Here is a 20,504-nt window from a genome sequence, read left to right as displayed (position 1 = left end):
GGTTAAGTATGGCTTAACCCTTTTACAAACAGCCATTATAGTTAATTCTTAGCATCAATGCTATTACCTTTTACCAGGCCGTTCTTAAAGTAATCAAAAAATGCATTGCTTTGATCCAGAACCAAAATATCTTGTTTATTATTAAAGCTGTTTTCATAGGCCTTCAAACTGCGATAAAGTGCAAAGAAATTTTTATCTTTATTAAAAGCTTGTGCATAAATTGCAGCCGCTTTTGCTTGCCCTTGAGCACGGATGCTTTGTCCTTCGCTACGTGCTTTTGCAAGTACAATAGTGACCTGAGCGTCCGCAGCTGCCTGGATTGCTTCAGCAGCCGCTTGTCCATCCGCGCGATGCCGATTGGCAATTTTTCTCATATCGGCCCGCATTCTCTGGTAAATGGCATTACTGGTATTGGCCGGCAATTCGATGCCTTTAATACGCACATCAACCACATAAATTCCTAATTGATTAGCTTGTTGTTCTGCCTTTTCTCGCAACACCATCATGACGTCATCCCGCCCTCCAGAAACAACGTCTGAAATAGTCCGTCTACCAAATTGCGCGCGAAGAGAGGTATTTAGCTGCTGCTCCAGAAGCGTTTCAGCTTTAAACTGATTACCTCCCGTCGCCTTAAAATAATGGGCAAGATCACTAATTTTCCATTTCACGTAATAATCAACCAACACGTCCTTTTTTTCCTTGGTTACAATACGTGAAGATTTAATATCTAATGTCTGAATACGTGTGTCAAACACACGTACAGATTCTATGAATGGCACCTTAAAATGCAACCCTGGAGCCAAAATTTTTACCTGATTGGTCTTAGGATCATCCACTAATCGCCCCAGACGCAATAAGATTCCATGCTGCCCTTGGGTAATGGTAAACACACTGGTAAAAACAACCACTAAAATGATGAAAATCAGGATGACAAAAACCGCTTTTGTTGCATTCATCAATCATTCCTCCCCGGACGCACAGTTGGTCGAATAATTTCACGGCCATCAAAGGTAGTCGCGCTTTCCTGCTCCATCAAATTATCATTTTTAGCCAGTTCCTGCTCCTGTTTTTTATTAGGAAGAGGTTGCCCAATCAATTTTTCCAACGGCAAATAAAGCAAGTTTCCTGATTTGCCATCAACAATAATTTTACTGGTACTGGATAGTACTTGCTGCATTGCATCCAAATACATGCGCTCACCCGTTACAAAAGGTGAGTTTAAATATTCAGGCAACAATTCCAGAAACTCCGCTGTTTCACCTTTTGCACGCAACACGGCCTGCTCTGAAAATGCTTTGGCTTCGGCAAGAATACGTTTGGCATTTCCCTCAGCAATAGGCACCACCTGCGCCTCATAGGCACGAGCTTGTTCCTTAAATCGTTTTTCATCTTCCTGAGCCTTAATAGCATCATCAAAAGCATCTTGCACATTCTCAGGAGCACGGGCAGGTTGGGGTGAAACATTCACAACGACAATGCCTGTTTTATAGCCCGAAAGAATATGAATCAATGATTCTTGAACACTACTGCCCCAGGCTTCACGACCCTCAGTAATAATTTCATCAAGCGTGGTCTGACCTATCACTTGACGGAGAGCACTGGAGGTAGCTTGTTGCAAACTTTCAATGGGGTCGGCAACATTAAACAAATATTCCTCAAGATCACCAATACGATATTGCACCACCAAGGCAACCGAAACCAGATTCTCGTCTTTTGTAAGCATTTGTGCCGCATAAGAATAATCCGACACACGATCAACATTCACCACAACTTTTGAGGAAATGAGCCGGGGAATCCAATGAGGTCCAGGCCCAACCGTTTTTACGTATTTGCCAAAACGAAGAATGGCTGCTTTTTCTGCTGGGTCTACGATAAAAATTCCGGAAAGAGCCCAAAGTATGAATGCAACTAACAGGATGATAACAGCTAAAATGCCACCGCCTGAATTGCTACCAGAACGCTCTTCATCTGATTTGCCAGAACCGCCGAGGAATGTTTTTTTCAGCTTATCTTGCAAGCGTTTTAAGGCTTCATCCAAATCCGGAGGTTGATTTTTCCCACTCCAAGGATCTTTATTTTTATCCTTATCCGGTTCATTCCACCCCATGTGTTGTTACTCCCCGCCTTGCAAAGAAAAATAGAATTTTATGGGGTATGGTGCGATTAGGCAAGTAATAAGGTTAGGACTTATGAAAAACTCTTGTAATCAAGGCAAATATTTTTCAATCCACTCGCTGCAAGTGAATTTATGGAGAATCTTGGCAGGTACGTGAATTAAACTGGTGCGGCTGTGGGTAAAGCCACAGGATCTATTGCTACGACTTCGCTGGGCAAATCATAATTTCGACGTGGAGCAGAAAACAAACCAAAACGTGCACTTAAATAGCCCGTTTCCGGAACTTCTTCAGCCGCTTTTACCAGTTTGTTATATTGTTTTTTATAAGTCGGTGTGTACAAATGGATTAACTCTAAAAATGACAAAACGCATTGTTTCAACCAGGCAAAGCATATCTGATCATACTGATGGTATTTAAGCATCTGGGTTTTAAACGTGGGTTTACTTGTCTCTTTTTTAAGTTGCTCTACCCTATCATCTATCGGTAACTGCTCATTTCTGGCTATATTTTCCAACTTTTCAATCAACTGCGATTTTATAATTAATGTCTCTCTATTTTCGAAAATAGAATTATTATTTTGCAATTCAATGTTTGCATTATGAAGATAAAGTTTAAACGCTTCTATGGCCAACATAATGGTCTCTAAATGGTAATACTTCTGGTAATTCTCCTCTTCAAAGTGCTTAATTTTTTCTCCTAACAAATCACTAATTTGCTTGTTAATATCTTCAGCTTCTAAAGAAGCCTCGACGATTTCTTTTTCCATTGCCTGAAGATAATTAAAAAGGTTTCGCTTATATTCCCTGCTGCTATGAACCAATCCAAAGGGTCTGGAACTAAACGCTTTTGCGTGTTTTCGAAAAGCGCTGGTTGTATAATCAAGAACAAATTTTGCGTTGAAATCCTGCTGCATTATTTTTTGTTCATGTAAATACGCTGATTTTTCTCTAGCCGTTTCAATAGTAAGCTGGTGCGAAGCATGCAATCCTCTGAGATGACTAATACTGGCTTTGGCCAATGATTCAATATTCTTTAAATCCGAACCATGCACTTGATTTAATGCCCTATCCACAGACATACTACCTGTCTCTTCTGGTAAAGAATTAATATCAAGATAGGCTGTCTCTTGCCGCAACAAAGGCAATGCAGCAACAAACTGTTCACGCATGCTACGCTCAAGATGTTGCACCGTTGCCAGCGTTGTTGTGGGCTTTGCTTTATGAGCCTTATAAAGAGAAATGCTTCCCGCCAATTTTTCCAACTTCTCAAGCTTTTCTCTAAGTCTGACTTGTTCGATTTCTGCCTGATTTATTCGCTGGCGTGTGGCCTCCAATCGCTTATCCAAAGGCACTGCACTGGTCACTAAAGCCAAATGGCGGCGAGAATGAAGATCTAACGGTTCAAGCAAACCACAATAAAACTCATCTAATATGGCTTTCATCGCACTTGATAAAGTGCCAGGATTCAACCCAAGTTTATCTTCCCATTCATCCGCTTCTAATAAAATTCGGGGAAATAATACATTTCTCATGTCTTCCAGATGATCAAGCACCGCATCATGGGATGAGGACGCCATCAACGAAAGCTTACTTTTCAGTTCACGAAACAAACCATACATGGTTGGTATTTCAAACAATAACCGAACGTAAGAATTAGAATGTGCAATGATGCGTTGAATATTAGTAGCAACTTTTTCAGCATGTTTATGAATAGCCTGCATTCTCTCCGGCGGAAACTCCTTTTCTCCTCGCAAAGCGGCAATATGCTCAGGCAAGATCATCATCGCATTCAATGAATAAAGCATAACTGCATTAACTTGTGGCTTCTCATCCGGCTGTTCTTCGGTTGCCTCCATAAGATAAGGCCTGGCAAGCTGCATAAATTTAGCATAACCTTTCTGCACATTCTGTAGAATATCCTGTGCTATAAACGCTAAATATGGTTCTGAACGCAATGCATTTCCAAGATTTATTATTTCATAGACATAAGAACTCGCCTTAAGAATATGTCGTACGTAATTAATTTCTGTACTTTTATCATTTAATTCATTAAGACTGGCACCAATCTGCTCCAAATAATACAAGGCATTAAATAGCCGTTTCAGCATCAAGACCTGACTGCTCTGGGATAATGCCTTATGAACATCTTCCAATTCTGGGAAAGGTATGCCTTCACTGGCCGGTTCCAATTTCTCTCTAATTGAATGATTAAATACCTGCGTTAATTGCATCAAAGAACTTCTGAAATCCGCTAAAATCCGCAAATACTCGGTTTGCCGGATGACATAATGAGCCCTTTCCGCGCCTTTCGCATGGACCAATGGCTTAGCACGATTTTCTTCTTGATATAACGCACTGGCCTTATGTCCAAAAGCCTGTTTCTTAGCTTCCAAACGCTCATTTGTTTCAACAAGGCACGTATGAATAGCCGTATTAAGTCGATGAACGTCACTCACTCGAATACCAGTGCGTGATGATAAATTACCGGTTAGTGCCTGTACTATTTTTCGATCGTACTCTGCTGTGGCTTTATCACCTGCAGTCACATGAACCAGGTATGGCTGAAATACACGGTATAAACTAATCAGTTGTTTCTTTAGCGGTTCATCAAAGCGCACAAACAACGTTGCATTATTTTGAGTGTTTAAAAGCTCAACAAAGTCCTGATACGCTTTAAGTGCATGGACAGATTGTATGCTTTTTATCTCATAAAATTTATATAGTTTTATGGCTTGCGCAAACGTTAATTCTTGCGGATTGGCTAACAGATTATGGCTGCCTGTTTTTGCAAATGCTAAAACACTGGACTCATCTACACCAAGAGCAACCGCTTCGTCTATAGCCAATGGTGGTTCTTTGGATGAATAAGGAAATAAGCTCGAAGCATCAGAACTCTGGTGAACTGAATCGATAATATCCAGATTTAATTGACGCTGAAATCGACGAGAACGTTGCTCTTTCACAAACACGTCTTTCAAATTATCTTCCAGAGCCACAATCTCAGGAATACCATCAGAGTATTGTCCAAGCCAGCTTGAAAACGTAGTGAAAAAATCCCTTGTTTGGGTTAATCCGGCTATGATCACATTATCTTTGACCACATCAACCCGTGCCATATACGGCTGCATCATTCTGTAATAAAAGATCAATTGGTTTTTGATCTCATCCGGCAAATCCACAAGACGTTTTCGTTGATAACCAGGATTTTTCAAAATTTTGAAAAATTCATTGGCCGCATGTTGTGCTTCCGCCAACAAAAACAATTTTTCCTCATCTTCAGCAAGACGTTGATACGTTTGTTCTGTTCTTGCCGCAATGAATTTAGGATCTTCAATAATTAATAACTCTTCACCTTTCTGTGAAAAATCAACAAGCTTTTGAACATAATACATTAACCATTGATACATTGGCTTGACTCGCGCCATTAACGGCTTAGACAGCACACCGGGTTCAAGCATGGCTTGAGCTTCAAGCTTGTCTACGAAGCCAAACAGTTCAGGTAAAAGCTCATATTTTAATTTTGCTAAATTATCTCGAATGGTATCCTGTGACGTTTCAGTCATATGACCTGCTTGGTCAATAATGCTCATCGTCAGCGTAATCGTATGGCGAATAATATGGATATAATGCAGTGCTCTCAGTGATAAAAAGAAACTGTTACTTCCTTGCAGGCTTTCAAGAGAATTTAATAAAAGCAAACCATGATTTTGTAATTCTTCAATTTTTTTCTTATCAAAAACCGGTTCATGAGTTACTTGTTCTGAAAAACGCCGAATATAGGCAGTAAACTGATCCAGATACCCGGGGAGTGTTGCCGTAAATTGCGTCAGGAACTCATAATCAACCTCACCATCCTGCCGTTGCAACTGATCAACAACAATGCCACTTATGACCCCTGTTTTATGAGATATGTCCCGATAATTAAGAGCGCCTAAAAATGTTCGGGTTTCTTCGGTATAATTGTGAGCATACGCATGAAAGTTCTCAAGTAAGGGGGCTAATGCAGCAAGCTCCTTGGTGAATATCTCACTTAGGTCAACATCCAGGTGTGTTATTAGATAAGAAGCCTGATAAATATGATGGATAGTGTGGTTATATAATTTGGCTAAATCGGCAACTTTACGATCACCATCCCTGAGATTAACCGATTCCAGATCTTGCAAGGCAATTTCTGCATGATACAACGCATTGATTATTTTTTTAATTTGCGTAATATGGCCTGGTTCAAGAGAAAAATCAGTAAATGGCTCACCTTCCTCATGCATCCCTTCCAGATATTGGCGCATTCTGGCACTGAATTTGTCGCTACGTAATGTTTTTATAATTTCCTTGCGGATATTATTGACAAGCAGCGAAAACCTTTTTTGCCTAATAGTATCAAGCAATGCCAGATATGCTTCAAACATAGGTCATGACCAGATTAAAACACAAGCCCATATTTTACACGAATCGTGATGGAATATCAAAATTTTACACAAAATGTACGCGAAATATATGAAAATGCACTTAAGTATTTTATTAAAAACCTCTGATACTTATTGACAACGTATAAACATTAAATCCCAAACCTTATGTCCCAGTTTATGTCCTCTTTGCTCAAATTTGGTCAATGGCCTGGTATCAGGTCTGGGAACAAAACCACCTTGGGCTTGTTGATTTCTTAAACTTGGCTCAGCCATAAAAACCGTAAGCATGTGTTCCGCATAATCTTGCCAATCCGTTGCACAATGTATAAATCCACCTGGTTTAATTTTTTTCACAAGGCGATGAATAAAATCTGTCTGAATCAAGCGTCTTTTATGATGTCGTTTTTTAGGCCAGGGATCTGGAAAGAAAATCTGGACACCAGCCAAAACATCATCCATCAAACAAGTTTCAATCACTTCGGTGGCATCAAATGGCGCAATACGCACATTATTTAATGCATGATCATGCAAATCAGCCACTAAGCTTCCTATACCAGCCTTATGAACTTCAATACCAATAAAATTGACCTCGGGACGCTCTTTTGCCATGGCCAATAACGAAGAACCCATGCCGAAACCAATTTCAACAATAGTTTCTGCTTCCCGCCCAAACTCTTCAGTTAAATTCCATACCAATTCGCTCGGGAATAAAGCATAGTCTTTTAACCATTGCTCCAGCGCCAGCTGTTGACGATTGCTTACTCGCCCTGCTCGCAGTACATAACTTTTGATAGTTCGATGCATCAATAAGTCCTGATAAAATTTATTACTTTTAAAACCTGCCTCTAAAAGAGGCCGCGGCAAAGTATATCAGCAAAAAATGCATCAATACATTGCATCTTCGACCAATTTTTGCTATAAAACGCCACCGGTAATCCTATTCAGCCGATTCGCTGATTTTAAACAAAGCCGGCTTTTAAAAGCCAGGGCACTTTGGAGCAACAACATGTCAAGAGTATGCCAAGTTACTGGCAAGCGACCAATTACTGGAAATAATGTGTCGCATGCCAACAATAAAACAAGAAGACGCTTTCTACCTAATATAAAAAACCATCGCTTCTGGGTTGAAGAAGAGAATCGATTTGTTACTCTTAAACTCAGTACCAAAGGCATGCGTATTATTGATAAGTTAGGAATTAAAGCCGTCCTTGATCTACTTAGAGCCAAAGGCGAAAAAATTTAATTAAAGGGGGAATACTGTGGCCGCTGTGACCATCAAAGTTAAAATGGAATCAACCGCAGGTACTGGTTATTATAAAACCACTACAAAGAATCCGCGTAATCATCCGGAAAAAATGGAATTGATGATGTTTGATCCTGTTGTAAGAAAACACGTCTTATTCAAAGAGAAAAAAGTAAAATAAACCTTGGCTCCATTAATCAATGGAGCCTTTTCCTTCTTCGCCCACAACGTTGAACTGACTTATCTTTTACAATTTAATTCTTTATTTTTACTCATTATGTTCGAAAATATGTCATCTATCCACTGGATAATCATTCCGGATGGATTAAACTGATAATAATAGCGGTAAAATTAAAGAGGATTTACATGAAGCCGTCACTGCAGCTGGGTTTAGCGAGCCAGCTCTCTATTACTCCCCAGCTTCAACAAGCTATTCGATTACTTAAATTATCCACCCTTGATCTTAGACAAGAAATACAACAACAAGTCGAATCTAATCCAATGCTGGAATCCACTTCAAATGAGCTGGAGCATGAATCCCTTGAAATGGTCCTGGAATATGAAGATGATTTTGTTGATTTCCAATGGTCTCCACTGTATTCAAGGCAAGGATCCGGCCGTGATTTTAAGGAAAATAGCCCTACCTACGAACCTATCCACCGCTCGGAAACCGGATTACAAGATCATTTACGATGGCAATTAAATATGAGTCCCATCAGTGATATAGACAGGATGATTGCCGAAGTAATTATCGATGCTATTGATGATAATGGGTTTTTAACACTGTCCTTGACAGATATTCATAGCAGCTTAAACCACCATCCCTACCCTCTAGCCTTAAAGGAAATTGAAGTTGTATTGCACCGCATTCAACGCCTGGACCCCCTTGGCTGCGGTGCTAGAAATCTCGCTGAAACATTACTAATCCAATTAGAACAATTACCCCAGACGACGTTACATTTAAAAACAGCCAGACAAATAATGGAAAATAATCTTGAATTACTTGGCCGCCACAAATATAGGCAACTTATGAAAATCTATCATATTGATAAACAGGCCATGGAAAACATATTGGATATCATTCAACATCTGAATCCAAAACCTGGAAGCGCCATCTCAAGAGAACATACAAAATATATTATTCCTGATTTAATCGTTGAAAAAAAAAGAAACCATTGGCAAGTCAGTTTGAGTCAGAATGTACTGCCTCATCTAAGCATTAACACACAATATGCGTCACTCATTCAGCGCGGCAATAATCACGTCGATAATAAATTCTTAAAAAATAATTTGCAGGAAGCACGCTGGTTTTTAAAAAGCATTCAAAGCTGGCAAAAAACCTTATTAAAAGTAGCCCGTTATATAGTAGACTACCAGCAAGATTTTCTAGAATTTGGCGAAGAAGCAATGAAACCGCTGATTCTTAATGAAGCAGCCTTGGCTCTTAATATGCATGAATCCACAATCTCAAGGATAACGACTCAAAAATTTATCCATACTCCTCGCGGAGTATTTGAGCTTAAATATTTTTTCTCTAATCATATTCCTACCATGCAAGGAGGCGAGTGTTCACCGACGGCAATCCGTGCTCTCATAAAAAAATTCGTGGCGCATGAAAATCCAGAAGCGCCTTTGAGCGACGGTGCACTTGCAAAACAAATAGCTGCTCAAGGCATTCAAATAGCACGTCGTACTATTAGCAAATATCGTGAAGAAATGAGAATTCCGCCTGTTCATGCACGAAAATCAATTCGTAGTAATTCGTATTAACAATTTGAAGGAGAATGTTATGCAAATCAACTTCACAGGTCATCGAATGGATGTTACTCCTGCTTTAAAAGCATTTACTCAGGAAAAATTCGATAAGCTGGAGAAACACTTTGATAAAATAACAGCAATTAACGTGGTATTTGACGTAGAAAAATTAAGACAAATTGCGGAAGCCACGGTATTGGTTGCCAAGGGCGAGCTGCATGCAAGTTCAGAGTCTGATGATATGTATACCGCTATTGACAACCTGGTTGACAAATTGGATAAGCAATTGATTAAACATAAGGAAAAAATGCGCAATCATCGTGAATAAAGCATTTTGTCATGGATTAAGTCAAAGTCTGTCTGCGATAGACAGACTTTGTGCACCGCAGCCCCTTCATTAATCATTATCGTATTCGCAGCAACCATGCCTTACATCGGCAGGAATAAAAAATCATGGTGTTTCTTTTTATAACGAGAATAAAGTAAAATATTAAAACTTTTCATGATATTTCTTGTCTTCTTCATCATGCAATTTTGCGAATTTTTGACTCCAAGCAGCGTGTTTATTGATTCAGCAGCTCAAAGTAAAACGGCTGTTTTATTAAAATTAAGCCAGATATTAAGTCAGAATCATCCGGAATTAAACGCTGAGGCTTTATTTGATGCTTACTGGAAAAGAGAAAGTCTGGGAAGTACAACCATCGGACATGGCATCATTATTCCTCATATACGCGCAGAAACCATAAATAAGACTTGTGGCTGCTTTCTTAAATTACTCAATCCCGTTGATTTTGGTGCTGCCGACAAACAGCCTGTTGATCTGGTTCTTGGTTTCGTCGTTCCGCAGGGTCAGAATGACCAACATTTACAAATATTAGGAAAGAGCATCAAACAATTTAGCATGCCTGAATATAGAAACGCTTATCGTAAAGCAGAAAACAGTGAGTCTTTATATGCTTTACTCATAGAACATTCCTACAAAGTTTGTGCAACCCCAGAGTAAGATCAATGTGATTAACATTTTACCATTTCAGCGCAGGCTGAAATCTATTCCTTGAATAAGTCATGACTTTGATTGCAAGATGGATTTCCGCCTGCGTGGAAATGACACAAATAAGGTATAATGCAATCAAAGTATGATTTTCCCTGGCTTCAACGTGCTAGGATTGCAGCATTAACAATCACGTGATACATTGTAGCGGCCATGATTAAAACTAAAATAAACATTATTAATAAACTGGGCTTGCACGCACGTGCCTCGGCAAAATTTGTATCCACAGCAGCGAGGTTTCAAAGCTGTATTGATGTCACCAAGGATACTCAGACAATAAATGGGAAAAGCATCATGGGCGTTATGATGTTGGCTGCCCATCAAGGAACTGAACTTATTTTGCAGATTGACGGCCCGGACGAGCAAGAAATGACAGAAGCATTGGTAGCTCTTATCAATAATCGTTTTGATGAAGCTGAATAACTCCGTCATCTTGCCGGCAAACGATCCACTTAATCCAATCAAGTATTATCGTCATGTCTCTCGTTATCCCGCCTTGCGTCTGCAACTTGACGGCGCTGTTTTCGTACGCGATGTAATGCCGCTAACGTTTGCAAAGGACCGGAAAACGCATACAACAAGAATCCAAGAAATAAAATTAAGGCTGGGTAGGCAGCAATAGCAACAAATAAAATAACGACAACAAGCCCATATAAAAAAGGAACCTTACCTTTAAAATCAATTTCCTTGAAACTATGGTAGCGAACATTGCTGACCATTAAAATAGCAGTTGTAACTGCCATCACGGCCATCAGGATGGTCACTCCAAAATATTCCCAATGATTTTGATAACATAACCAAACGAACGAAGACATAATGGCTGCCGCTGGGGGACAAGCCAGCCCCTGAAAATAACGTTTATCTGCTGTTTCAACTTGAGTATTGAAGCGCGCAAGACGCAAAGCAACCGCTGCTGTATAAATAAATGCTATCAACCATCCTAATTTACCTAATTGATGCAGGCTCCAGCTATACACAAGCAAAGCAGGCGCTACTCCAAAAGTTACCATATCGGACAAACTATCATATTCAGCACCAAATGCGGTCTGAGTATTTGTCAAACGGGCAATTCTGCCATCCAAACCATCGGCTATCATACCAATAAAAATTGCGATGACAGCGGTCTCATAACGAAATTTTAGAGAGGCAACAATAGAATAAAATGCCGCAAACAAGCTTGCTGTAGTCAAAAGATTGGGCAAAAGATAAATGCCCGAACGACTTTCTTTCTGTTTCACGATAAGCCTCATTATCAATTAGTAATCATTCTTTAATATTTGGTTATGTCTTGCATTTTTGCAGCAACGTGGATGGTGCTATACTAAACATACTGTTTTTATTATGTAGCAAAAATGTCAGAATCCAAAGATAAAAAAATCATAATCGAAGGTGTTACCGAGCATGGCAAGCCTTTTCGTCCCAGTGATTGGGCAGAGCGCATGAGTGGAACAATGGCCACGTTTAAAAACAGCCGAATACATTATTCACCACTCCTGCAGCCTAGCGTAAACCACGAAGGATACAAATGCGTGCTGTTAGACCCTAAACTGAAGGATTCCAGTCCCCAGATATATCAAGCCATTTTAGATTTTGCTAAAGCCAATAATCTTAAAATTTGTGGCGAAGAAGAACAATAAAATGCTTCTTGTCCCTTATTTACTTTGCAATGATAAATAAATTTCATAGTCTCCGTAAGGCCCGGACAGTTCAAATTTTTGAATCTCGCCTTTTTGACCCATAATCGTCTCAGGCCCAATAGAACGGTTAGGTATGCTCCATATGGCATGCAAAACACCATTCTCATTTTTTAATTTCACCCGAACAATACCAATTAAATCATCTGGATCCATTGGTAATACATCAATATCCATGAGCGAGATAAGAAGAATCACTACCTGTCCTGGCTTAAGCGGCTCAGACCACAAAGGCACAGAATTAATTTTATCACTATCAGCCGATGCCCAATATCTTGGTGGTTTGGGTACTTGATAATATTTTCTCGGCTTATCCGCCCAAAAAGCCGTGATATCAAAATAAAGTTCGTCTCCCTTTTGTTCATGCGGTGCAATCACTTTAATATGATTCAAGATCAAAATGGGTTTGAGTATTTGCTCATCGGCTGCAAATGCAACTGGCAAATATAACAAACTCAACAACAACCAACAAAACATCCGTTTCATATAACGCACCCCTGATTAATCGTGCAATCATCCCTTAATATTCGTAGAATATTGCGATAATAAAATTAATTTCTCTATAATAACATTAACAACAGCCACCGTACCTTCAAAATTTATTGCCAAAACGCCAGCACAAAGAAATGCCAAGCCCTTAGGTCCATGCTGCACTCCTGGTTCACTGGCATGAACCAATAAAACACATCCTCGTACAAACCATATCAAGCCTGCTGTTCGAATGACAACCCGCATCGCACTATAGATATTGTAAGGATTATAATTAGAATAGCCCCAATCTGTATTAGCCACACCAAATGCCGTCGTGGAAAAAGCAGTAATTGCTGAAGGTAAAAAATAAGCATTGTGCCTCCCATAAAATACGCTATGGGAATAAACATCTTTTCATGAGAACCACCACTAGACCTGGCATCTCCTATTTTTTTGAGTTTGCCAACTGCAGTCATCATGAATATTAGGCCAAGAAGATAACCTAAGCCCTTAATCAATGCCTGAACTGGTATAAGTGATTGGCTCAAATTACCAATCATTGCAACGATATCAACACTCATAGGTTAATTATATATCCATCCGGCCAAGGAAACTGTGAAATATCAATTTATAGCATTTCTTATATCAGCATAGACAAAAAAACACATGACTGAAATGTCATCGTCATTTGAGAAAATCCAGCGCTAACATTAAAGATAACAGCCTTACTCTATTATTCTTTACCCGGCTTTGCAATGAACCTACATGGTCAGTCATGAACTCGTTTTAGTTTCGAGGCGCGGATTGTAACGCCCATAAAAGATTGAGTGCATCTTCATATTCCAGTGGTTTAATGATGTGTCCCCTTACATTCAAATCCTTCATAGCCATTTTGTCTTGAGTATTAAAAGCACCCGTCAAAATAAAGACCTCAATATCAATAAAAGTTGGATCGGCTCGTAATAACTTTAAAAATTCGATGCCATTCATTTTAGGCAAATTGATATCCAGAAGAATAATTTTCGGGTGAAGTTTTTCTTCACCATTGCGGCCATAGAGTTTATTTAAAGCTTGATGGCCATCTTTGGCTACTGCAATTTCAAGAAGCTCATTTATCTTTTTAAATTCACGCTCCATCCCTAGAATATCCACCTCATCATCTTCTATATAGAAGATATCAATGTTGCGTTCCGTAGATTCCATAATACTTTTCCTTTAAAACATCGCATTCATCTATGAGGAGCATCATTTACGGAAATTGCTTGTATTCCCTTGTTTTTAGAAACATCTCCCTTTTTAAAGTATAACATATGGCAATGTTGTTAATTTTTTAGATAACCGTGTGCTCCACGCGCCATGCAGCGACCAAATTCAAAGATTGGCAGTAACTAACGGCAACGGTTAACTGCGCTTCACGAAATCGGCCCTTCTGAAATCGTCCAATACACATCAATGCTCTTAAAGATGTCTACAATTTTTTTATAACTTGGGGGTTTAACAATATAACCAACAACCCCTTTATCATAAGCTTTGATTTTTTCCCCTTCTTCACTGGAAGTGGTAAACACAATGACCGGGATATTTTTATAAAATTTATCTTTTTAATAACATCCAGGAATTCCATACCATTCATTCTTGGCATATTCAAATCCAGAATAATAAGACAAGGCCTTTCAGCTTCCTTAAGATAATTCAACCCTTCTTTGCCATTTTCACGTATGATTAAATCATTTTTAATATTTAATTGAACAAAAGCCTTTTGAACAGAAGCTTGATCAATTTGATCATCTTCTATAAGAAGAACAGGTTTAAGCGAATACATTATTGTTCCTCCCTTATTTTTTCTTTATTTAAAGTAAAATAAAAGGTGGTCCCCCTTCCAACCATAGATTTAAACCAGATTTTTCCGTTATAAAGCTCTACTATTTTTTAGCCAGCGTCAACCCAATTCCTGTTGATTCATATTGTTCTTTATCGGCTAATGTTTGAAAAAGCTCAAAAATTTTATCCTTATATTGCTCATCAATACCTATGCCATTATCTTTTACAAAAAACTCCCATTCTTTGGGACGCTCAAAAGCACCAATTTCGATTCTTCCTTGTTTTTTATCATTATATTTAATGGCATTGCTGATTAAATTTTGAAAAAGCTGATGAATATTGGTTTTTGCTCCATAAATGACTGGCAAATTCTTTTGAATTTCAATGCGTATGTGTTTGGGAGGTGCCAAAACTTCCTTGACATCCTCAATAATGCGATTCAAGTTAATCTCTTGCGGTTCTTCTTCAATACGTCCAATGCGTGAATATTCCAAAATACCATCAATTAAGGATTGCAGCCTTTTAACCCGACTATCCAATAATTCCAGGTAATGCTGTCCTTTTTCATCCAATTTCTCTTGATATTCTTCAATGATCCATTCCGACAGTGTAGCAATTCCTCTTAATGGGGCTTTCAAATCGTGAGAAACCACATAAGCAAAATGCTCCAATTCTGTATTACTTCTTCTAATTTTATCTTCAGTAGCTTTTCTTTCTGTAATGTCAATAATGGAAGCCAACACAAACATACCAGATTCTGTTTTTAACGGGTTTAAGCCAATTTCGACCGGAAACTCGGTACCATCCATTCTTAAGCCATAGAGATCGCGCCCCATTCCCATGGCCCGTGTTTCTGGTTGCTGGTAATAAACATTTCGATATTGCGGATGCGTCGCACGAAAACGCTCTGGCACTAAAATTTCTACTCTTTGCCCAATAAGCCCTTCTTTTGTATACTTAAACATTTCTAGCACTTGCTCGTTAGCAAGTTCAATTTCTCCCAGTTTATTTACCATTAAAATACCTGCTGGCGTAGACTCAATCGCAAGACGAAACTTTTCCTGTTCTCTTTTTCTTGCAGTAATATCCACCACGGACGCTAAAACAAAACTTCCTTCCTCTGTAATTAAGGGATTTAAGCCAATTTCAACAGGGAATTCTGTTCCATCCTTTTTTAAACCATATAACTCACGCCTGGCATCCAGAAAACGAGCCTTCGGGTTCTTAAAAAAATCTTGCCTGTGCCGAGGATGCATGGCTCGAAAACGTTCTGGAACAAGCATTTCAATCGGGTTTCCTAAAAGCTCTTCTCTTGCATATTCAAACATACGCTCAAGTTGCGCATTCACAAGCTTAATATTGCCTTGATCATCGATCATGAGCATGCCATTCGGCGCAGCTTCTATAGCCAGCTCAAATTTCCTTTGCTCCCTTGTTACAAACGGGATTTTTCGTGCGATGGAAGCGGCACCTGTAATCTTGCCGGTATGATCTTTGATGGGAGAAAGAGAAATAGAGAGTTTGACTTCCGTTCCATCCTTCTTGCGACATACGGTTTCATAATGCTCAACTTTTTTATCTTCTTTAATTTTTTTTAAGAGTTGATAAATATCTTGTTTTCTATCGGAAGAGATAATGCATGTAATTGATGCGCCAACCATTTCAGCTGCTGTATAACCAAAAAGGTGTTCAGCAGCCATATTCCAGCTGGTTATGATGCCATTTAAATCTTTTCCAATAATAGCATCGTTACTTGATTGGATAATGGCAGCATAAAAAGCCTCATTATCCGCGGCTTTCCTTTCCATATTTTATTAAACCATTTTGATTTATACTTTCAACATCCTCTTTTTATAAGCATTAATTAAAATTTGCTGTAAATCAACTATTGTTTCTTTCTTAGTGACGTGCGGAGGTTACTAAATACATTTTCATCAAATTGAAATATAATTATACAAACAGGAGTTCTTCCTGCAAGAGTTTTAACAGAGATGGCTATAATCCTTGCAAAGTGTAATTTTTCGCCTATATTAATGTTTTTTCGAATCCAATAGATTGATTATGTCAGTAAACACCTTTCCTATCATCTTGGAAGAAGCATTTATGCTTTCACCTAAGGTGAAACATTTTATTTTTCGACGCATCGAAGAACCCGCTTTTCATTATCTTCCCGGGCAATTCATCACCATCCATTTTGAACGTGATGGAACATTATTGCGACGCAGTTACAGTATTGCCAATGTTCCAACCCAAGACAATCGCATTGAATTTGCCGCAGGATATGTTGAGGGAGGCCCCGGAACAGAATTACTGTTTAATTTACAACCTGGCGATACCATTCATATTAATGGCCCTTTTGGTCGTTTGATCCTGAAAGATGACATGCCGAAACGTTATATTTTCGTTGCTACCAGCACAGGAATAACACCTTATCGCGCCATGATTCCCGAATTAAAGCGCCGATTACAAATAAATCCGGAACTTAATATAGTGATTCTGCAAGGAGTGCAAAAGCGCGAGGACATTTTATATGGCAATGAATTTCTTGCCTTGGCAGCCACCTCCCCTCGGATTAACTTTCGAGCACACTTAAGTCGGGAAACGCAAGACAATAGGCAATCCCACGAATACATTGGCTATGTACAACATTCATTTGATGAATTAGCCCTTAATCCTGCAGAAGATGTTGTCTATTTATGTGGAAACCCTGGAATGATCGACGAATCCTTTGCCTATTTAAAAGAAAAAGGATTTGCCATGCAAAGCATTATTCGGGAAAAATATATTTCTGGCAAATAACAAGAACTCACCACCGTTTAATCAGGAGATTATCAAATCATGCATTATGAAGACTTATCAGCAACCATGGAACAATTACTACAACCAGGAAAAGGCATTTTAGCCGCTGACGAAAGCAATGGCACCATTGGTAAACGCTTTGCCGTCATTAATACTGAAAATAATGAAGAAAATCGCCGTAACTATCGGCTGCTGCTGGCCACAACACCTGATTTAGAAAAATACATCAATGCGGTTATTTTGTTTGAAGACACCTTTCAAAATAAAGACAAACATGGAACCCCAATTGCTGAATTATTCAACAAAAAAGGCATCGTCCCTGGCATTAAAGTGGATAAAGGACTGGTTGATTTAGCCAATACTGAAGGCGAAAAAGTCACGCAAGGACTTGATGGTTTAAAAGAACGGCTACTGCATTTCAAAGAACAAGGTGCCCGATTTGCTAAATGGCGAAACGTCTATTCGATTTCCGAATTTACTCCTAGCCTGACCGCCATTAAAGCGGGGGCTGAAATTCTTGCTCGCTATGCAGCCTGTTGCCAATCTGTAGGCATTGTTCCCATTGTTGAACCCGAAGTCTTAATGGATGGTGATCATAGCATTGAACATTGTGCTGAAGCTTCGGAAATCGTGTTGCACGAATTGTTTCATGCGTTATTCATTCACCAAGTAGAATTAGAAAGCATAATCCTAAAACCCAGTATGATTACTTGCGGAAAAGACGTTAAGCCATTTAGCTCCCCAGAAGAGGTAGCTGAGTACACTCTTGGCATATTTCGTAATCATGTACCTGCTGCCGTACCTTCTATTAATTTTCTTTCAGGTGGTCAAACACCACAACAAGCAACCGAAAATTTAAATGCCATCAATAGCTTCAGTCCACAACCGTGGCTGTTAAGCTTTTCCTATGGGCGCGCTCTTCAGGAAGATTGTTTGCATGCATGGGGAGGCAAGCAGGACAATATCGAACAAGCTCAAAAAGCATTGCTTAAACGTGCTCGCCTAAACAGTAAGGCTTGCTTAGGAGAATACCAGCAGAGTATGGAATAAAAATCCATATTAATCCGATGGTTGGGTTTTCCCAACCATCCATATTATTCCTATATTTAAATCGGAGCCTGTCTTCGAGTCATCAGGTTTTTAGCTCCAGCATCGTTAGACGATGAAAGACAGATTCTCAATCAGATTCAGTGCCCGTCAATAAAGCAAAGCGTGCGAAAAGCGGCACATGATCCGACAGCATGCGCCAGGGCTTTCCTTGTAAACACTCAACCTCACAAACTTCCATTCCACGAAAATATACCCGGTCAATGCAAAAGGAAGGCCTTATTGCTGGAAAGGAACGCGCATGCTGTCCTTCCACAGAGAAAAAAGCTTCTTCAATGCCTAACTCATTGGCTAATGGCTTCGATAAATGCATACGCCAATCATTAAAATCACCTGCCATCAATAACGGCTCATTTTCCGGAACCGCTTCACTGATGCGCAACATCAATGTCTTGCATTGTTCTTTTCGTTCCGCTTTAAATAATCCTAAATGAACACACAACAGATGAATTTTGGTTTTTTGTTTGTCATCTAAAATCAATTGACTGTGCAAAATTCCTCTGGAAGCCCGATTGATGGTTGATAAATTGATATTTTCGAAACGTTCAAAAGGATATTTGCTTAAAATGGCATTTCCATGATGCCCTGATTGATAAACAGCATTTTTAGCATAAATATAGTGTGGCCAGATTTCTTCGGCTATGTATTCAAACTGCGGGGACTCCGGCCAGGCATCAATGCGTTTTTTGCGACGAAGATGCTCTCCTTGAACCTCCTGGAGAAAAACAAAATCAGGATTTAAAGCGGCAATGGCCTCTCTCATTTCAGGCAGCAAAAAACGCACTTTTCCAACACCAAAGCCTTTATGAATATTATATGTAATTAGCGATACTGTCCGCTTGCAATGCTGCATTGCACTCACCTGAATTAACTATATTGATAAACCACCGCAAAAAATAACAGTACTCAATATTGTTTTAGCATAGGCCATTATTTTACTTTAAGTAAATAAATTTTAATTAGCATTAAAAATTCCAACAGGATGTTTTTATAAGAATATTCTAATAATGATGCTAATACCTAATAAAATAACGATGATTCCTGCGAATAACATAATGATTTTCGGTTGGATATATCGAACAATGATGGCTGAAAAAGGCGCCGCAATAGCGCCACCGGCAACCAATCCAAAGATAATAGACCAATTAGAAATCCCTATCGTAAAAAAGAAAGTCACTGAAGTACTGATGGTTATTAAAAATTCCGTCAAATTAACGGAACCAATGGTATAGTGAGGCGTTGTACCTTGCGCCAGTAACGTGGAAGTCACAATGGAACCCCAACCACCCCCACCGGATGCATCAAAAAAGCCGCCTGCAAAACCCAAAGGAATAAAACCACGTGCTTGTTTTGATGGTAATGCCCGTCTTTTGACTTTTTTAACAATAACGTTTTTAATCGTTTGCAACAACTTACCATCCTGAAATACTTTATATAAAACAAACCCTCCCATCACCATTAAATAAACAGCAATCAGCGGTCTTGCGACATTAACAGGAATAATGGTCAATACAAAAGCCCCAATAATGCTGCCAATAATGCCAGGAATTACCAAACGCTTGAATAAATCATAATCAATATTTTTAAACATGGCGTGTGACAATCCTGAAATACCAGTCGTAGCGATTTCTGCCGTATGTACGGATGCACTAGCAACCATTGGCGGGATACCTAAACTCACTAAAACCCCTGTACTCATCACTCCATAAGCCATACCTAAAGCGCCATCAACAATCTGCGCAGCAAAGCCCACCAGCACAAAGATAAGAAATTGGCTCATCAAATAAATCCTTTAATTATAGGTTCTATACATACCATAAATAAACCTTGGTTGTCATAATGAACTCTTTTTATCTTCAAAAATAATACTAATATATTGATTTTAAATAATAAAATTATAAGCATATAGCATGCTTGCCAGGATGAAAATAGTAAGAAGCAGAGAATATAAAAAACTAACGTATTAGTGTCGCACCTTCTCATGAAAACCCAGATAGCCAGCACTTATTATGTTCTGATTTACGGTTCCGCTGGCTACTAC

General features: G+C 39.1%; 21 protein-coding genes. 9 read left to right on the top strand and 12 right to left on the bottom strand.

Going from position 1 to position 20,504, the window contains the following annotated elements:
- Nucleotides 1–41 precede the first annotated feature (41 nt).
- The 4 genes from hflC to trmB form a co-directional block, all read right to left on the bottom strand.
- Nucleotides 42–956 carry a protease modulator HflC gene (gene hflC / locus LOA_RS03605; protein WP_025385177.1) on the bottom strand — a complete coding sequence of 305 codons (915 nt, stop codon included), beginning with the start codon at nucleotides 954–956 and terminating at the stop codon, nucleotides 42–44.
- A complete protein-coding gene (gene hflK / locus LOA_RS03600; RefSeq protein WP_025385176.1) occupies nucleotides 956–2,107 on the bottom strand; it encodes an FtsH protease activity modulator HflK in 1,152 nt (383 codons plus the stop codon). Before hflK ends, hflC begins: the two co-directional genes overlap by 1 nt.
- 167 nt (nucleotides 2,108–2,274) lie before the next feature.
- Entirely contained in the window at nucleotides 2,275–6,522 is a 4,248-nt protein-coding gene (locus tag LOA_RS03595; protein ID WP_025385175.1) for a coiled-coil domain-containing protein, read from the bottom strand.
- Nucleotides 6,523–6,651: 129 nt separating this feature from the next.
- On the bottom strand, nucleotides 6,652–7,326 hold the full coding sequence (gene trmB / locus LOA_RS03590) for a tRNA (guanosine(46)-N7)-methyltransferase TrmB (protein WP_025385174.1): 675 nt from the start codon (nucleotides 7,324–7,326) through the stop codon (nucleotides 6,652–6,654).
- A 202-nt stretch (nucleotides 7,327–7,528) separates the two neighbouring features.
- Between trmB and rpmB the strand changes: the two genes are divergently transcribed.
- The 6 genes from rpmB to LOA_RS03560 all read left to right on the top strand — a co-directional run bounded on the left by rpmB (nucleotide 7,529) and on the right by LOA_RS03560 (nucleotide 10,994).
- Nucleotides 7,529–7,765: a 50S ribosomal protein L28 gene (gene rpmB / locus LOA_RS03585; protein WP_025385173.1), complete on the top strand. Its 237-nt coding sequence runs from the start codon at nucleotides 7,529–7,531 to the stop codon at nucleotides 7,763–7,765.
- Between the two features lie 16 nt (nucleotides 7,766–7,781).
- On the top strand, nucleotides 7,782–7,946 hold the full coding sequence (gene rpmG, locus LOA_RS03580; protein ID WP_025385172.1) for a 50S ribosomal protein L33: 165 nt from the start codon (nucleotides 7,782–7,784) through the stop codon (nucleotides 7,944–7,946).
- Between the two features lie 185 nt (nucleotides 7,947–8,131).
- Nucleotides 8,132–9,535: an RNA polymerase factor sigma-54 gene (locus tag LOA_RS03575; protein WP_025385171.1), complete on the top strand. Its 1,404-nt coding sequence runs from the start codon at nucleotides 8,132–8,134 to the stop codon at nucleotides 9,533–9,535.
- Between the two features lie 19 nt (nucleotides 9,536–9,554).
- On the top strand, nucleotides 9,555–9,848 hold the full coding sequence (hpf, locus tag LOA_RS03570) for a ribosome hibernation-promoting factor, HPF/YfiA family (protein WP_025385170.1): 294 nt from the start codon (nucleotides 9,555–9,557) through the stop codon (nucleotides 9,846–9,848).
- Nucleotides 9,849–10,064: 216 nt separating this feature from the next.
- Nucleotides 10,065–10,523, top strand: a complete 459-nt coding sequence (locus LOA_RS03565; RefSeq protein WP_158423015.1) for a PTS sugar transporter subunit IIA — start codon at nucleotides 10,065–10,067, stop codon at nucleotides 10,521–10,523.
- Nucleotides 10,524–10,724: 201 nt separating this feature from the next.
- Nucleotides 10,725–10,994, top strand: a complete 270-nt coding sequence (locus LOA_RS03560) for an HPr family phosphocarrier protein (RefSeq protein WP_025385168.1) — start codon at nucleotides 10,725–10,727, stop codon at nucleotides 10,992–10,994.
- Between the two features lie 38 nt (nucleotides 10,995–11,032).
- Here LOA_RS03560 and pssA read toward each other — a convergent pair whose 3' ends face one another.
- A complete protein-coding gene (gene pssA, locus LOA_RS03555) occupies nucleotides 11,033–11,821 on the bottom strand; it encodes a CDP-diacylglycerol--serine O-phosphatidyltransferase (protein WP_025385167.1) in 789 nt (262 codons plus the stop codon).
- Between the two features lie 102 nt (nucleotides 11,822–11,923).
- On the opposite strand from pssA, the gene LOA_RS03550 reads away from it, so the two are divergent.
- Entirely contained in the window at nucleotides 11,924–12,208 is a 285-nt protein-coding gene (locus tag LOA_RS03550) for a DUF3579 domain-containing protein (RefSeq protein WP_025385166.1), read from the top strand.
- A 15-nt stretch (nucleotides 12,209–12,223) separates the two neighbouring features.
- Here LOA_RS03550 and LOA_RS03545 read toward each other — a convergent pair whose 3' ends face one another.
- The 5 genes from LOA_RS03545 to LOA_RS03525 all read right to left on the bottom strand — a co-directional run bounded on the left by LOA_RS03545 (nucleotide 12,224) and on the right by LOA_RS03525 (nucleotide 16,365).
- Nucleotides 12,224–12,751: a hypothetical protein gene (locus tag LOA_RS03545; protein ID WP_025385165.1), complete on the bottom strand. Its 528-nt coding sequence runs from the start codon at nucleotides 12,749–12,751 to the stop codon at nucleotides 12,224–12,226.
- 27 nt (nucleotides 12,752–12,778) lie between these two features.
- The gene (locus LOA_RS15735) at nucleotides 12,779–13,057 is read right to left on the bottom strand and encodes a hypothetical protein (protein ID WP_274544622.1); all 279 of its coding nucleotides are present in this window, start codon (nucleotides 13,055–13,057) and stop codon (nucleotides 12,779–12,781) included.
- Between the two features lie 465 nt (nucleotides 13,058–13,522).
- On the bottom strand, nucleotides 13,523–13,939 hold the full coding sequence (locus LOA_RS03535; protein ID WP_025385164.1) for a response regulator: 417 nt from the start codon (nucleotides 13,937–13,939) through the stop codon (nucleotides 13,523–13,525).
- Between the two features lie 265 nt (nucleotides 13,940–14,204).
- A complete protein-coding gene (locus tag LOA_RS03530) occupies nucleotides 14,205–14,558 on the bottom strand; it encodes a response regulator (RefSeq protein WP_202961895.1) in 354 nt (117 codons plus the stop codon).
- 100 nt (nucleotides 14,559–14,658) lie between these two features.
- On the bottom strand, nucleotides 14,659–16,365 hold the full coding sequence (locus LOA_RS03525) for a PAS domain-containing sensor histidine kinase (protein ID WP_052335879.1): 1,707 nt from the start codon (nucleotides 16,363–16,365) through the stop codon (nucleotides 14,659–14,661).
- Nucleotides 16,366–16,618: 253 nt separating this feature from the next.
- On the opposite strand from LOA_RS03525, the gene LOA_RS03520 reads away from it, so the two are divergent.
- Nucleotides 16,619–17,356: a ferredoxin--NADP reductase gene (locus tag LOA_RS03520; protein ID WP_025385163.1), complete on the top strand. Its 738-nt coding sequence runs from the start codon at nucleotides 16,619–16,621 to the stop codon at nucleotides 17,354–17,356.
- Between the two features lie 39 nt (nucleotides 17,357–17,395).
- The gene (locus LOA_RS03515; RefSeq protein WP_025385162.1) at nucleotides 17,396–18,406 is read left to right on the top strand and encodes a class I fructose-bisphosphate aldolase; all 1,011 of its coding nucleotides are present in this window, start codon (nucleotides 17,396–17,398) and stop codon (nucleotides 18,404–18,406) included.
- Between the two features lie 127 nt (nucleotides 18,407–18,533).
- On the opposite strand, the gene LOA_RS03510 is transcribed toward LOA_RS03515, so the two are convergent.
- Together LOA_RS03510 and LOA_RS03505 are read right to left on the bottom strand one after the other, a co-directional pair.
- Nucleotides 18,534–19,316, bottom strand: coding sequence for an endonuclease/exonuclease/phosphatase family protein (locus LOA_RS03510; RefSeq protein WP_025385161.1), 783 nt, complete (start codon nucleotides 19,314–19,316; stop codon nucleotides 18,534–18,536).
- 135 nt (nucleotides 19,317–19,451) lie between these two features.
- Nucleotides 19,452–20,243: a sulfite exporter TauE/SafE family protein gene (locus LOA_RS03505; protein ID WP_025385160.1), complete on the bottom strand. Its 792-nt coding sequence runs from the start codon at nucleotides 20,241–20,243 to the stop codon at nucleotides 19,452–19,454.
- Nucleotides 20,244–20,504 lie beyond the last annotated feature (261 nt).

The organism is Legionella oakridgensis ATCC 33761 = DSM 21215, from assembly GCF_000512355.1.
Taxonomy (GTDB): Bacteria; Pseudomonadota; Gammaproteobacteria; order Legionellales; family Legionellaceae; genus Legionella_A; species Legionella_A oakridgensis.
Note: the sequence above shows the minus strand (reverse complement) of the source record. Positions and strands in the feature narration are given on the sequence as shown.